We start from the raw sequence: 15,726 nt of genomic DNA, 5'->3' as shown, positions 1-15,726 counted from the left end.
CTTAAATTTATTCTTTTTCTTAGTCCAACAAAGTTACGGAATACATTGAAGAATTAATACCATTTTATATAAGAACGCGCATTTGTAAATGCTATAAAAACAAAAGAACACTTTAAATACGCTTTAAAGTGTTCTTATTTTTAATAAAAATGGTGTGTTTAGCTTTTGTTTTTATCTATTACAGCTTTTCTTTTTTCTGCAATTTCTAAATTGAAACGCCACTTTTTATTATAATCTACCGTTTCTCGTAATTTTGCATATTCTATGGCTTTATCATAATTGCCTAAAGCGTAGTAAACACCAGAGATATTACTTAATAAACTCCAGTATATTTTCTTTTCTTTCTTATCGGTTTTATCTTTTATTTTAGATAATTCTAATTCAAATTTGGCTAAACTTTCTTCTGCAAGCGTTTTTAAATCTGCATTATAAGTATCGCTATACTTTGTCGTGTTTAACGCAGTTAGTTTTTCTACCTGTGCATTGTTATCTATACCATATTTTTCTTCTTTTTTAACAAGAAATAAATTTACGCGAGTAGGCTTGTAGTAGCTAGAAAACTTAGCCTTTATATCGTCGTTAATAGCCATAACATTATTACTTGCTATACTTGTGTTTTTGTTAAATCTGTATTCACTTGCATTAGCTTTGTATTGCTTTTTAATTTGCGACAATGCAATGGTACTAGAGGTAATGCTTGCATTTTTGTAAACACTAGCAGTTTCACTTTCTTGTTTTTTTGTGTACACTTTTTCAAACAGAATAATCCCGTTAGTATCCTTGACAACAAGTTTTATAGCCGACGCTAAATCTACAACACCAGTAAATGTGTTTTTAGCATCTTTACCATACTTTTTCTTTTCCGTTACGCTTAAAATGTGCTTTATCCCTAAATCTGAAAACTCTAAAATAAAATCTGGCGTTTCCGAAAGCTCGTAACCTGGTAACTTTATATAGCTATCTACAAAGCTAGTAATGTTTGGATTTTTATAACTAGACGTTTCCTGCTCTTTATTTGTAATGCGTTTAATGGCTTCGCTATTAACGTTTATCTCTATTTTGTAGGTTTTAAAAGCTTCTGGTAATACTATTTCTGGATAATGTAATTCTTGAATAGTCCAACCTGTGTTTTTAGCGTTTTGTGCTGAAACATTAAGACATATTAATAATAGTAGGATTAGGGTTTTGTTCATTTTTGTTGGTTTTACTATGAAAATGGAATACTCTTATTTTTTACTTATATTCCAAGTTTTTCTTACATATATATTTAAATATTCTTTTTCAATATTTGAATCAAAATTATATTTGATAATGCTATCTAATTTCTCCTTTACTATCTTATTATTGTAAATTTTTTCATAGTAAAATCTAGTAGAATATTCTCCAATCCATTTAGCTTTAAATAGATCATAATTAAAATTATCCATATCTAACAACCAATCATAATAAGAATCAAGTTTTCGTAAAGGAGTAAATTGTTCTGTTGTTGTATCAATATTAAATTTAAAGCATAAGTTTAATATGGAATTTAATTTAACAAATCGATTATCATCTACATTAGAAAAAAGACTATTAGATGATGCCAAGCGACTTCTCGGTATTGACACTTCTATTGCTTTGATTAACATTTCGTTATTAAGAGGTATTAATTCCAGTATACTAGCTTCGTAAAACAAGTCAAAAGAAAAACTTCCCTTAAGTTTTGCTTGAATCATACTAACTATCTCTTTTTTGAAATCCAAATTATCAATTATCCTGTAAAGTGGAATAATTAATGTGTTTTCATGTCTACGGCTACAAAAAGTACACTCGTTAAAAGAAATACTTTTTATTGTTTCAAATTGCTTTACTGTTATATTTAAATGTTTATTTTCTCTATCTAAAGTACTTAATATTGACTCATAAAAATTCGAATCATGATAGAAAGAATTATTTATTCCTAAATCAAAAAACCTATAAATCAATTCGCTATCTATTTGTTTACCACAACGATATAAAAATACACTTATTTCCTTAATACTCTGCCTCTGAATAAACGGTTCATTTTCTAAATAATTAACAAGTTGTTTTGAAAATGAATTAATAAATTCTTTTTCAAAATTAGAAATAGATACTAAGGCTAATATGTTTTTGAAAACTCTATTATAATGTTCCCAGAATCTACGGTTATCTCTCTCACAGTTTTCATTAAGAGATTTCTTAAGACTATTGTTATTAAAGAAGTTATCTATAAGTTCTTCAAACGAATCTCCATTTAAAGAGGTTTTTTTATAATTAATTTTTTTTAGTTTATATCTTCTATATGACTTGTTAATAATTTCGGAATTCCCATATTGAAGTAAATTTATAATTAACCAATCATCAAAACTATCTAAGCGACTATTTTCATGACTTTCTGAAACTGCATGTGAAGCAAATAATCCTTCAATAAAGATTGAAAAAACATCCTGAAACTCTTTAAATTTATCATAAACAATATAATTTTTAGATAAAAATATTTCAAGTTTTGCAAATTCATTTATTAATATCCAAACATGATTATTTAAACTTAAACCTCCATTTAAAGAGCTGTAATATTGGTCAATTAATTTATGAGAGGTTTCATGTATTTTATTTCTAGCATCATTATAGAAAGTGCTATCATTAATATACTTAATTATTTTTTTATTTTCTTTTGAAGATAGATTTGTTTCTTCATAATCTAAATCAATTGTTTTTAATTCTTCTAATAATTCATTTTTTGAATTATCTCCGAAATAACTGTTTCTGGCAAAAATTAATAGTTTTGACAAATTGAATTGAGCAATAAAAAAGGAAGTATTTAATTGTTTTTTTTTATACTCTATTAATACTTTTTTTTGCTTTTCTATTGCTAATAAATAATTTCCAATCTTATAATTTAAATAACTACTTTCTTGCAAGTCCTCAATACTATCTGTATATGAATCTAAATTTTCAAAACATTCATAAAATTTAAACTTTTTGAAACTACATTTTGGACATTCACAGTTTTTAGCCTCAGAATATCTTATTGATATTCGTTCTCTTGATTCATCACTGGAAATATTAAATATCAAATTGTTAGACAGTCCCAATAAAACAGTTTTAATTTTTGTTTTATAATTCTCAACACCATAGTAAAATTTCTCATCAATAATACTAATTTTATTATCTTCTGATATATGAACAGATTGAAATAATTCAATTAATTCTTCATTGTCAGTGCTTAAATTAAAAGTAGAATAATAGTTAGTTGAGTCTATTTTAAAAGGATAATTATTTATAAAAAGTGAAATTGGATAAAACTTGATTTCTTTGTGTCTTATTGATATATAATCATAGACTTGTTCTAATATAGGTTTTGTTTTATCGATAACTACTTCGTTTTCTATACTAGTTATACTAGTGCTATTTATTTCTTCAGGTAATAAAGAAATTGGTAATTCTTGTCTTAAGGTGTTAATAGCTTTGCCGATATCTTTAAAATAACGCAAGTTAACTTCTGAATAGTTTTCAAGAATCTCTGGATGTATTTCAGAGTTTGGATTGGTTTTAGAACCAAAATCATTTTTATTATCTGATATAAAAATAAATTCTTCGTTAACATCGGTGAAGTGATTTAAAGCAGAAAAAATTATGTAAGCGTCTTTCATACTATCTACTTTATCATGAAATGGTGCTTTTTTTGATATTTGCCAATCTGCACAAAACACCTTAATCTCATCTGAAGTTTTTAATATCTTTGAGTCAATTAATAAATCATCTATTAATTTTATCTGATTCTCAATTTCATCTAAATTAGGGCTTAATGTTTCAAGAATAGAGATTCTTTCTTTTTTAGCAACCGCTCTAGTATGATTGTATTTTGTATTTAATGAGTCTGCTAATCTTTTTTTGTGTCTATCTTTATGAAAATTCCATTCTTCAATTATTTTTTCATGACTTATAATTCTAATACAATTATTGTTTTTCCAAAACTCTAAGTGTGGTAATAATTTATTAAAATCTTCACTCAACAAATTTATCCAACTACATGTATCAATTAGTATGTTTTTCATGCTCAATCTTGATTATCCCTACTGTTTATATTTATTAAATACGGCATATACCATTGATAAACAACATTCCTTTTTTATAAAAATCATCAAACGAAGTTAATATTTTAAAATCTGAATATTTCTTTTAGATAGCAAACATTTCAACAGTTTATTAACACATGTTAATGCATTTGTCGACTCACTATTAACTTCAAAACCAAATATAAATAAAGCTTTTAAACACAAACAATTACTCCAAACCAAAACTAAGCATCTTTACCAAATTATGAGTATCGTCTAGTTTTAAAAAGGGATATTCAATCTTACTTAAAAAAAGACCATTTGGATGTGCAGCATAGGTTATTTTTAACTCTTTTTCCTGGTTTAAAATTTGTTTAAACGTGTCTAAAGTTATTTTACCACGACCAACTTCTAGCAGATAAAAGACGCAAATTCTAATCATGCCGCGAAGAAAACGGTTACTGGTTATTGTAAAACGCATTCTGCCTTGTGCTTCGTTAATATAGAGTTGGCAGTCGGTAATGTTACAATAGGTATTATGGTATAAATCGGGTTGTTTGCAAAAGGCTTTAAAGTTTTTGGTTTCACGAATAAGCGCAGTGGCTTGTTTCATCACCTCGAAATCTAACTTATAATCTTGGTAAAAGGAGCTTTTGTTATGGAGTATTGGGTTTTTGTGCCAATGTATAAAATAGTCGTAAGAACGCGCTGTTGCGTGGTAACGGCAATGTTGCTCTACGGTAACTTCTATAATTTCAAATACTGCGATGCTGTTGGGTAGGTTTTTATTCATCCGGAATTTTAAATCGAATGTTGGTGCTTCGTCTAAATTAATTTGAATTACATATTGACTTGCATGAACGCCTGCATCTGTTCTGCCACAACCATAAACGCTAATATTTTTTTTAAATATTTGAGAAAGTGTATTTTCTATCACTTCTTGTACCGTATTTGTAGTGGCTTTTTGTTTTTGCCATCCACTATAATCGTTACCATTAAAGCCTAAATGTATAAAATATCGCATGTGTTGTATTAGAAACAGTAAAACTAAGTATTGTAAAATGGTTACAGCCCAAATAAATAGGATAGTTGTTATATGTTTTAAACGTGGTTATGGCATAAAAAAAGCATAAACCGTTTAATTTATGCTTTTGGTGTATTAAATAATACTGAGTGTCTTGCTTTTGGCTATTTGTTGTAATAAAAAGGTTTCTCGTTCTATAGAAATGCCTTTTTTATCGCTTGTAGCCATTATTTTAATATTATGAGCAATTGCTGTGTGTATATTAACCCAAACTGCTTTCATGCCATTATTTGTTTCGTAGGCTTCTAAACTTGTATTGCCAAGTTGTGTGTTAATATCGCAGGTGTAGCAATAGGAAATCATGTGTTGTACATCGAAATCTGGTTTGTACCAAGGTCTGTATTCTTCGTAAATACCAAAAGGCTTAATGTTTCTAATGTTTTGGGCTCCAGTTTCTTCGTTAAGCTCTCTTTTCATGCCTTCTATTTTATCTTCGTCTAGATCTAAACCACCTCCAGGCAGACTATAATCTTCATATCTTTTAGTGTAAAGTAGTAAAATAGAATCGCCATTAACAACAATACTTCTTGTGGCTAACCTTGTAAAGACAGATTTGTTTTCGAGGTCTATAACCTCTGGATGATAGTGTGTTTTTAAATTCTGCATTTAGAGCATTTAATTTTGCGCAAAAATAGTGGTTTTTGTTTTTTATATTGGAGTAGTGGTGCTGCTAGTTTTCTTCTTTTGTTAATGTGCTATTTAATAAACAAAATAAAGCCTTGGATTATCCAAGGCTTTATTATTACTTAATTTAATGTGTTTTAATTAAAAGAATCCCATAGGTTTCTTGTCGTAAGAAATTAACATGTTTTTTACAACACGGTAATGATCTAAAGCCATTTTATGGTTTTCACGACCAAATCCAGATTCTTTAACACCACCAAAAGGAGCGTGTGCAGGATAAGTATGGTATTGGTTTACCCAAACTCTACCAGCTTGTATAGCACGAGGTACTTGGAATAATTCGTGCGCATCTCTAGACCAAACACCAGCACCTAAACCGTAAGGCGTATCGTTTGCAATAGCAATAGCTTCTTCGGTAGAACTAAATGTTGTTAATGCTACAACTGGGCCAAAAATTTCTTCTTGGAAAATACGCATCTTATTATTTCCTTTTAAAACTGTAGGTTGGATGTAGTATCCTTCAGAAAGTTCACCTTCATAATTACCAGCATCACCACCAGCAACAACTTCTGCACCTTCATCTTTTCCTATTTTAATATAGTCAAGAATTTTGTCGTATTGTGGCTTAGAAACTTGAGAACCAATCATTGTTTCTGGATCTAATGGGTTTCCTGTTTTAATTGCTTTTAAACGCACTTTCATTTTTTCGATAAAAAGATCTGCAATATCCTCATGCACTAAAATACGTGATGGAGCAGTACAAATTTCACCTTGATTTAAAGAGAACATTAATGCACCTTCAATAGCTTTACTAAAGAAATCGTCGTCATGATCTGCCACAGATGGAAAAAATACGTTTGGAGATTTACCTCCTAATTCCATAGTTACAGGAATAATGTTTTCGGCAGCATTGTGTAAAACTTTGCGTCCCGTTTCTGTAGAACCTGTAAAAGATAGTTTTGCAATACGCTTAGATGTTGCTAAAGCTGCACCTGCTTCCGTACCAAAACCAGTTACAATGTTTAATACACCTGCTGGTAAAATATCACCAATAAGTTCCATTAATGCAATAACACTAGTAGGTGTTTGCTCTGCTGGTTTTACAACAGCTGTACAACCTGCGGCTAAAGCTGGAGCAATTTTCCATGCTAACATTAACATTGGAAAATTCCAAGGAATAATTTCTCCAACAACACCAACAGGCTCGTGTAATACAATGCTTACAGTGTTTTTGTCGTGTTCTGAAATACTACCTTCGTCTGCACGAATTACACCTGCGAAATAGCGAAAGTGATCGATACAATAAGGGATATCTGCTGCACGAGATTCGCGAATTGGTTTTCCGTTATCGATAGTTTCTAAAGTTGCTAAGTACTCGAAGTTATCTTCCATTACTTGTGCAATTTTCAATAACGCATTACTACGTTCTGTTGCTGAAGATGTACTCCAAGAAGGAAACGCTTCGTGTGCTGCATCTAGCGCTAAATCTATATCTTCTTGTGTTGAGCGTGCTGCTTGCGTAAATACTTTACCATCTACTGGAGAAACGTTATCGAAATATTGACCTTTTACAGGTTCCACGAATTTACCGCCAATAAAGTTACCGTATCTTTCTTTAAATACTGGTTTTGTTACATTTGCCATAATTATAATTTTTAATTTTAATTCTTAAATAGTGCTTGCAAAAACAAGCGTTGTTTAATTATGGTACAAATGTATGTTGGGTTATTACCTTTCTATTTATTGAAACGGCTCAATAACTTATGAAAAAAGGTCAATGTTTTTAGTTTTGAAAAAAAAACATCTTTAATTTACAATATATAGCTGTAAATCAGTTAATTAAATATTTTATGTCTAATTTGAAATATCTGTTGGGCTAATTCCGAACTTGTTTTTAAAGGCTACGCTAAAGTTAGACAGGTTGTTATAGCCAATTTCTAAGTAAATATCAGATGCTTTTAATTCTCCGCCTTGTAACAATTCTTTAGCTTTTTGTAGGCGTTTATCTTGCAACCATTTTCCTGGTGCTTGGTTGTATTCGTTTGTAAAATGACGTTTAAAAGTAGATAAACTCATATTGCAGAGAAAGGCAATTTCTTCTAACTTTAAATTAGAATGCACATTGTTTTCTACTATGTTTTTAAATGGTGAAACGTCTTTAGAAATTAAAGAATGTAAGTAATACTCGAAGGTATCACCATATTTATTTAATAAGTATAATAAAATTTCTTCAAATTTTAAAGCTAATAATGCATCACTAAAATTGTGATTTTCGAATGTATTTGACGCTAACGAACTAATAAAAGAAGCAATATATGCATCGTTTTCAATTACAAAATAAGGTACATCTTCTTTATACGGTTTAACGTCGTTTGTGTATTTGCTTAAAAAATCGGTTAGTTTTTCTTCAGAAAAGAAAAAGAGTTTACAGTAATAAATAGCTTCTGTGTCTAATAATTCTGTCCAAAGCCAATTTCCTTTTTTTAGTAATAATGATTGGTCTTTATTTACTGCAACCGATGTTCCTGCAAAATGCACTTGTTTTTTACCTACTTGAAGAAAACTAAACATATTCATGCCTAAATTCACCTTACTTTTAACAACATCTGTGGTCATTTTAAAGTCGTAAACAAATAAATCAGGACTTTCTGTTTTGTCCTTAATGTAGAGTTCGGGTATGTTTTCTATTGCCATTTATTTTGTTTTATCTTTTGAATTACAGCTAAAACTAATAAATGAGACGAATAGGACTAGTGTGTATTTCATATAAAAAAATTAGTCTTTTAAATCGTAAACAGAGTACATATTTTTGTCTATTAGCTTTTTAGGAAGTGCACTAAATAATGTATTCCTCACGGAATAACCTGTATTTAAGTTGGCTATTTTTCCTGTAAACCAAGATTGCTTCACGATGTTATTTACTCGTTTAAAACGTTTGTTTTCGAAGGCTTTAAAATTGTTTTCGGTTGGATTTTTAGCAATCAGTTTTCCTAAATAATAAGCATCTTCTATGGCTTGAGCACCACCTTGTCCCATATTTGGTGTTGTAGCATGTGCTGCATCTCCAATAAGGCAAACGTTATCTTTTTGCCAGTGTTTTATAGGTTTTAAATCGGTGATATCGTTTCTTAATATGTCGTTGATTTCGGTATTACTAATGAGTTCATTTACCAAAGGATGAAATTCTTTAAAGTAGGAGAGTAGCTTCTTTTTTAAAACAGCTCTATCGTCTTTTTGAAACGCTTCGCTATTTTTTACTGCAAACCATGAAGTTTCATTTTCAGACAGTTGAGACAAGCCAAACCTGATACCTTTTCCCCACATTTCGATACCTCTGTCTTTATATTCTAAAGGTAAAGCGCTTTTCATGACACCTCTCCAGCAGGTTTGCCCAGAATAACGTATTTGCGAATTTGGGAATAGTTGTGCGCGTACTTTCGAGTCGATACCATCCGCACCAATAAGATACTGGATTTGTTTTGTTGTACCATCTTGAAATGCTACAGTTACCGTATTATCTTCTTGCTTGTAAGATGCAAAGGCTTTGTTCCAATGTATTTTCTCTTTTGGAATGGCTTCTATTAAAGCCAATTGTAGTTTTGCACGATGAATGGCAACTGTAGAGAAACCGTATTTTTCTTTTGCAGGTAATTGGCTGCTATCGGCTAGTGGTTTTAGTTTTTGATTAGATAATGTAATGCGATCGACAACATTACTCACTTTAAAAATTTTATCTATAACACCTGCAAATTCTAAGACTTGCAATGCGTTTGGTGCCAACCAAATTCCTGCACCTAGTGCGTTTGGTCCTTTGGCTTTTTCGAATAATTGATAGTCGATGTTTAGTTTCTCGAAGACTACAGCAGTGGTTAAACCACCAATTCCAGCACCTATAATTGTGTACATTCTACTTTTTTAGTGTGTTGTTGGTTATAGTGCTACTGTTTTTAAAAGACTTCTCGATACAATTTTCTTATGCTTCGAAAACCACTCGAAGTAACAACATTATACTAAATAACATTGCAGATTTTATTAAAACTGATCTGTTCGCTTTTTAATTACAATAGCTGATTTTACCTAAACCAGCAGCACGTTGTTTTTGTTACTATAAATATACGGAAACCGTCATGACTAATAAAGTAAATACAACCAAAGTAATAAACAACGGCATGATAAATTTAAGCCATTTATCGTATCCTACTTTTACTATTGCTAAAGAAGCTAATATTAATCCTGTTGGGTTTATTAAGTAAAATAAACCCATTCCGTATTGGTATGCGTTTACTACAATTTCTCTTCCTACACCAACGCCATCTGCTAAAGGCGACATAATTGGCATGGTTAAAACTGCCATTCCAGATGAACTTGGAATAAAGAAAGAGAGTACAGCGTAAATACCTGTCATGGCACTTGCAAATACACCTTTATTCATGCCGTTGGTAACATCACTGGCGTAATATAACATGGTGTCGCTAATCATTCCATCGTCCATAATTACCGTTATTCCTCTTGCAATACCTATAATTAATGCCACACCTAATAAATCTCCTGCGCCTTTTACAAAAGTATCGACAAACGTAGATTCTTTAATTTTTGAAACAATACCTATTAAAATAGCACCTACTAAAAAGGTTGCAGACATTTCTTGTAAATACCAACCGTACATTGATACTCCGGCAATCATGATTATAAAACAAGCTGCAAAAACAAATAATGAAATACGAAGGCGCGTTGTAAATTGAACACTTTCTGCTTCTCCTTTACCAAAAAGTGCCATTATTTCGTCTCTTTCATCGTAAATAATAGATTTTGAAGGATCATTTTTTACACGTTTTGCATATCTTAAAATGTATCCAATGGAAATTAGTAAACACGCCGAAAGCATTAGTATTCTACCTGCTAATCCTGTAGTCCAATTTATTCCAGCAGCATCACTTGCTATCATTGTACTAAACGGATTTACGGTCGAGCACATGGTACCAATGGAAGAGCCAATAAAAATACAAGCAACACCAACCAAAGCATCATATTTTGCGGCTAAAAAGACGGGTATTAAAATAGGGAAGAAGGCCATGGTTTCTTCTGCTAAACCAAACGTTGTGCCTCCAATAGATATTAAAAGTGTTACTAAAATGATTAGTATAAATTCGTAACCTTTTAATTTATCGGTTAACCACGAAATACCAGCATCAAAAGCGCCTGTGCTGTTTATAATACCAATTAGACCTCCAATAATTAAGACTAAAAAAATGATTTCGGCAGATTCTATTATTCCTTTTACAGGCGATTTAATAAACTCAAAAACACCTTGTGGTCTAGCTTCTAGTTTTTTATATGTGTTTGGAATATTAATTGCTTTATAAATATCGCCTCCAGTAAATTTCTCTAATGGTATTTTTATAGCTAATGCATCTAATGTTTCTTGTGTTGCTGGCAGATTTATAGATTTCTCTGTGCTTGCTTGTGTAAAGTTATTAGTGTCTGTATTGTAAACCAAAGTATCGTATTTTCCTGCAGGAACAAGCCAAGTTAGCAATGTTACAAGTGCAGCAATAATAAGTAAAATGGTTTGTGCTGTTGGAAATTTAATGTTCTTCATATCGATTTCCCGAGAAAGCGGGACGCTTGTAATTTTATTTCCGCGTAGACGGAAAATCTTATTTATTAACTTCTATTTGAAATAGCGCTGCTGGCTGATTGTGATAATGATCTGGTAATCCCTTTGTATTATTTAAGGTAAACATTCCTAAGAAATTGAAACCTGCTTTTCCGTAATATGAAATGAGCTTGGTGTTGTGTCCCAAAGTATCTAATCTTATAAAATCTATTTCATTTTTTACAGCGTAAATTTTGGCCCAATTTACAATTTTAGTAACAAATTCTTGTCCTCTAAACTCCGGATTTGTTGCAATACGATGAATATAAATGGCTTTATCGTTTTTACTGTTTTCCCAAATTTGATCGTCTTTAAACGCAACTGCCCAAACACAAGCAATTTCGCCGTCTATAATGAGTTTGAATTGTCTGTTTTGGGTGATTTCATTTTCTACTAATTCACGCTCGAAATCTGGCCAAACTACAACGGTTTTCTTTGCCTTTTGGTAGTTTGAAGCTATTTTATAGAGTTTAAATATGGCTTCAATGTCATGGATTGTTGCGTTTTTAATCGTCATTTAATAGTTTAGATTGGTATAGATCTTAAAGATAGTATTATTTTGTGCTGAATTTAATAGTTGATATTTAAAAGTTATGAAGCCAAGTATTCACGAAAGTTGGAAATTGCAATTGCAAACAGAATTTGATAGTCCGTATTTTAAGGATTTAATGACTTTTGTAACGAGTCAATATGCCGAAACACAATGTTTCCCACCTGAAAACCTAATTTTTAATGCTTTTGAAAAATGCCATTTCAACGATTTAAAGGTTGTTATTATTGGTCAAGATCCTTATCATAATTACAATCAAGCCAATGGTTTGTGTTTTAGTGTTAATGATGGTGTGAAACATCCACCTTCGTTAATCAATATTTTTAAGGAAATTGAAACCGATTTAGGTATTGCTTATCCTATAAGTGGAAATCTAGAACGTTGGGCAGAACAAGGTGTGTTTTTGCTGAATGCGACTTTAACGGTTCGTGCGCATGAAGCTGGAAGTCACCAAAAACAAGGCTGGGAAACGTTTACTGATGCTGTTATTAAAACTATAAGTGATAAAAAAGAGAATGTTGTATTTTTACTTTGGGGAGGTTTTGCTAAGAAAAAAGCAAAGCTGATTGATAAAAAGAAGCATCATATTTTAGAGTCTGGTCATCCTTCTCCTTTGAGTGCTAATCGTGGGTATTGGTTTGGTAACAAACATTTTAGTGAGACTAATGTTTTGTTGGAGAAACTTGGTTTGGTTGGAGTGGAGTGGTAGGTTGAAAATCACTTTGCTTTTTTTCTTCAAACTCTCCGTTTTTCCTTTGAAAACCTACCTCTCTTTGACTAAAGAGAGGAACTGTGCTAGATTATTCTTCTTTTTTATTTATTGACTTTTGTTAATACAGAAGTTCTGGTTTTCTATACTTTGTATTGAAGTTGAATTTTACTGGCTCTCCTCTTATTTTAAGAGGAGCAATGAATTTTCATTTCCTTAGAAATGGAAAGAAAGAGGAGTTAATAATATTTATAAAGTCTCAACTAAATCTTTATAATCCCATTTCTCAGGAATAATATTTAAGGCTAATAATTCGTCTTGAACTTTATTAATAGTTTCTTTAGAAATGTTTTCTTGAGACCATTCCGTAAGACTCAACCATTCTTGTACATCTTCAATTTCTTGTTCGTAACGGTTTGCAATCATTCTATCGATACTTGGAATGTCTTTAAACTCTGCTGTAGTATTATTTACTATATCTAAAATAGTTTTAACATCTTCTTTGTTAGTTTTTAAAAAGTCTTCTCTAACAGCGATAACGAAACATGGCCACGGACTTGGGCAATTATCGATACGTCTAAACGTACCATTATCTACTAATGGTTTAGTGGTGAATTTCTCCCACATGAAGTAATCGGCTTTGCCTTCGGTTAAACCTTCTACAGCACCATCTAGGTTTTTTATAACCTCGAAATCCAGATCCTTTTCAATATCCCAACCGTTGTTTTGAGCATTTATATAGGCCATTAAATGAGATCCAGAACCATAACGACTAATTGCTGCTTTGGTTCCTTTTACATCTTCTATTGTCTTGTATTCTGATTTTTCTGCTACATGAATTCCCCAAATTAGAGGCGTTTCTACAAAAACTTGAACAATTTTAGATTTGTTTCCGTCTATAATGTCTTTAACAATACCTTCAGTTAAAATAACCGCCATATCAATAGTCCCATCTCTAAGCCCTTTACACATAGCACCTGTACCGCCAAAGTAATCTTTCCAACGTAGGTTTATATCTGCATCTTTATACTCGGCATTTTTAAGTCCTAAATACCAAGCTAAATTAAAATGCTCTGGTACACCACCAATGTTTATTGTTTTCATAGTAAATTCCGTCTTTCAACTGCGCTAAAATAAACTTTAGCGGTAATCTTATTTGTTTGTTACGATTTTGCAAATGTAAAAATGCTTAGTCGCAACGTTATCATTTTACTTAAATATAATGTTAGTAATTTAAGAAACTACTCAACTAATTTATTTAAGGTATAAGTGATTAGTTCTTCAACTATTTTATTTGGATTCTCGCTAAATTTTCCTGAAGCACGATTAGCTATGATTGCATTCATAGATAACGCTTTGTGTCCTAAAAGTTTAGAAATACCGTAAATTCCGGCCGTTTCCATTTCTAGATTAGTAATGGTTTTACCGTTAAAATTAAAGTTAGCTAATTTATCGTTTAAATCGTTATCCTGAAGTGCTAAACGTAAAACTCTACCTTGAGGGCCGTAAAAACCAACGTTAGTAGCAGTAAATCCTGTAACTGTTTTACTTGAGCTTAATTGTTTTAATAAACCTGCATCGCATTGAACAACATAAGGATCGGACTTTGCTTTATACCAATTTGTATGTTCCATTAAAGCATTAGAAATATCTTTATTCTGAAACGCTTCGCTATCATAAAAATGAAGTAAACTATCGAAACCAGCAGCCATTTCGCTAATTACAATAGAATCAACAGGAATCTCTTTTTGAATAGAACCAGAAGTCCCAACACGAACAATAGTAAGTGCTGTCAATTCTTTTTTAATTTCTCTTGTTTCTAAATCGATGTTTACTAAAGCATCTAACTCGTTAAAAACAATATCTATATTATCTGTACCAATACCAGTAGAAATTACTGTGATACGTTTTCCTTTATAAGTTCCTGTTTGTGTATGAAATTCTCGTTTTCTTGTTTCGAATTCTATAGTATCAAAATGTTTAGTAACATTAGCTACACGGTCGGGATCACCAACAGTAATAATAGTATTCGCTAAATGTTCTGGTCTTAGATTTAAGTGATAAACACTTCCATCTGGATTTAATATTAATTCTGAATCTTTAATTGGCATTCACTGTGTTTTTAATCAATTTATTTGCTTTTTTATCAAACTGAAATTCTCGTTTATTAACGCCTCCAAACACAAAATTACAATCGAGTGCTTTTCTGAAATTCTTTTGGTGTTCTAACGCAAGATGTCCATCTCTGTTCAATGATAAAACATCTACTTCTTCTTCATTATAAAATAGTGCTAAGCCATCTATTATCCTAACAATTTGCATGTCTCCAAAGCCATAAAAGCCTTGATAATGCAACACGTAACCTTCTAAATGATGACGTGATTTTATATTATGTTCTTTTATTAGTGTTAAAATATGATATTCTAAAGTACTCAAACCACTTCTTGTATCTGGGAAACGTTTTAAGTGTGCTTTTAAACAATTACTTAGGTATTTAAAATTAGACGGTCTGGTTATTAAAGGTTTTAATAAGTTATGATCGTTTTCGCAATAAATACGCCAAGCTTTTTGAGCCAAAGCAATATCGTCGATAGTAAGTTCTACTTTATTTTGATAGTGTTCTTTTAACTGTTTAGCAGTTAATTCCGCTAAGCCTTTAAGACCTTTTTCGTTTTCAACACGACCGCTACAAACTAAGTATATTGGTACTCTTACTTGTTTTTGTTTTAATAAACTAATGACTGCAATTAAGTTAATGTGGCAAAACAAATCGTATTCAAACCAAAGGACTACTTCTTCATAATCGTTAACAGCGTCTAGCTTATCTATTTCTGTCTTTATTTTAACGGTATCGTATTCTATTTCATAAACAGATTCTAAAAAAGCTTTTCTTACTTTAAAAAAGGATTCTGTATTAATTTCTTTTTCGGTAGGGCCTTCGCATAGCATTTCGTGCCATGTAACCAATTCTCCTTCGTAGTTTTCCTTTTTAAGAAAATCTGTTAAACTACCACCGTTAGTAACATGTAATGTTTTTTTAGACAT

General features: G+C 31.1%; 13 protein-coding genes. 1 reads left to right on the top strand and 12 read right to left on the bottom strand.

Going from position 1 to position 15,726, the window contains the following annotated elements:
• Nucleotides 1–158: 158 nt before the first annotated feature.
• The 9 genes from Q0935_RS01675 to Q0935_RS01635 all read right to left on the bottom strand — a co-directional run bounded on the left by Q0935_RS01675 (nt 159) and on the right by Q0935_RS01635 (nt 11,939).
• Nucleotides 159–1,193, bottom strand: a complete 1,035-nt coding sequence (locus tag Q0935_RS01675; protein WP_299381836.1) for a hypothetical protein — start codon at nt 1,191–1,193, stop codon at nt 159–161.
• A gap of 33 nt (nt 1,194–1,226) precedes the next feature.
• The gene (locus tag Q0935_RS01670; RefSeq protein ID WP_299381834.1) at nt 1,227–4,058 is read right to left on the bottom strand and encodes a PIN domain-containing protein; all 2,832 of its coding nucleotides are present in this window, start codon (nt 4,056–4,058) and stop codon (nt 1,227–1,229) included.
• A 229-nt stretch (nt 4,059–4,287) separates the two neighbouring features.
• Complete coding sequence (gene truA / locus Q0935_RS01665) at nt 4,288–5,082, bottom strand: tRNA pseudouridine(38-40) synthase TruA (RefSeq protein ID WP_299381832.1); 795 nt, start codon at nt 5,080–5,082, stop codon at nt 4,288–4,290.
• A 135-nt stretch (nt 5,083–5,217) separates the two neighbouring features.
• A complete protein-coding gene (locus tag Q0935_RS01660; RefSeq protein WP_299247647.1) occupies nt 5,218–5,748 on the bottom strand; it encodes an NUDIX hydrolase in 531 nt (176 codons plus the stop codon).
• 159 nt (nt 5,749–5,907) lie between these two features.
• Complete coding sequence (locus tag Q0935_RS01655; protein WP_299381830.1) at nt 5,908–7,410, bottom strand: aldehyde dehydrogenase family protein; 1,503 nt, start codon at nt 7,408–7,410, stop codon at nt 5,908–5,910.
• 210 nt (nt 7,411–7,620) lie between these two features.
• Complete coding sequence (locus tag Q0935_RS01650; protein WP_299381828.1) at nt 7,621–8,460, bottom strand: helix-turn-helix domain-containing protein; 840 nt, start codon at nt 8,458–8,460, stop codon at nt 7,621–7,623.
• Between the two features lie 81 nt (nt 8,461–8,541).
• Nucleotides 8,542–9,672, bottom strand: a complete 1,131-nt coding sequence (locus tag Q0935_RS01645; RefSeq protein WP_299381826.1) for an FAD-dependent monooxygenase — start codon at nt 9,670–9,672, stop codon at nt 8,542–8,544.
• Between the two features lie 199 nt (nt 9,673–9,871).
• The gene (locus Q0935_RS01640) at nt 9,872–11,365 is read right to left on the bottom strand and encodes a YfcC family protein (protein WP_299381824.1); all 1,494 of its coding nucleotides are present in this window, start codon (nt 11,363–11,365) and stop codon (nt 9,872–9,874) included.
• A 58-nt stretch (nt 11,366–11,423) separates the two neighbouring features.
• Complete coding sequence (locus Q0935_RS01635) at nt 11,424–11,939, bottom strand: GNAT family N-acetyltransferase (RefSeq protein WP_299381822.1); 516 nt, start codon at nt 11,937–11,939, stop codon at nt 11,424–11,426.
• Nucleotides 11,940–12,015: 76 nt separating this feature from the next.
• Here Q0935_RS01635 and ung point away from each other — a divergent pair, with 76 nt between their 5' ends.
• Nucleotides 12,016–12,681 (top strand): uracil-DNA glycosylase, encoded by a 666-nt coding sequence (gene ung / locus Q0935_RS01630; RefSeq protein WP_299381820.1) that lies wholly within the window; start codon nt 12,016–12,018, stop codon nt 12,679–12,681.
• Between the two features lie 249 nt (nt 12,682–12,930).
• On the opposite strand, the gene Q0935_RS01625 is transcribed toward ung, so the two are convergent.
• From Q0935_RS01625 to Q0935_RS01615, 3 genes are all read right to left on the bottom strand, one after another.
• Nucleotides 12,931–13,785 carry a substrate-binding domain-containing protein gene (locus tag Q0935_RS01625; RefSeq protein ID WP_299247665.1) on the bottom strand — a complete coding sequence of 285 codons (855 nt, stop codon included), beginning with the start codon at nt 13,783–13,785 and terminating at the stop codon, nt 12,931–12,933.
• A 137-nt stretch (nt 13,786–13,922) separates the two neighbouring features.
• Nucleotides 13,923–14,792, bottom strand: coding sequence for a nucleoside phosphorylase (locus Q0935_RS01620; protein ID WP_299247667.1), 870 nt, complete (start codon nt 14,790–14,792; stop codon nt 13,923–13,925).
• Nucleotides 14,782–15,726, bottom strand: coding sequence for a DUF1835 domain-containing protein (locus Q0935_RS01615; protein ID WP_299381819.1), 945 nt, complete (start codon nt 15,724–15,726; stop codon nt 14,782–14,784). Before Q0935_RS01615 ends, Q0935_RS01620 begins: the two co-directional genes overlap by 11 nt.

The organism is uncultured Lacinutrix sp., assembly GCF_947500605.1.
Taxonomy (GTDB): Bacteria; Bacteroidota; Bacteroidia; order Flavobacteriales; family Flavobacteriaceae; genus Lacinutrix.
Note: the sequence above shows the minus strand (reverse complement) of the source record. Positions and strands in the feature narration are given on the sequence as shown.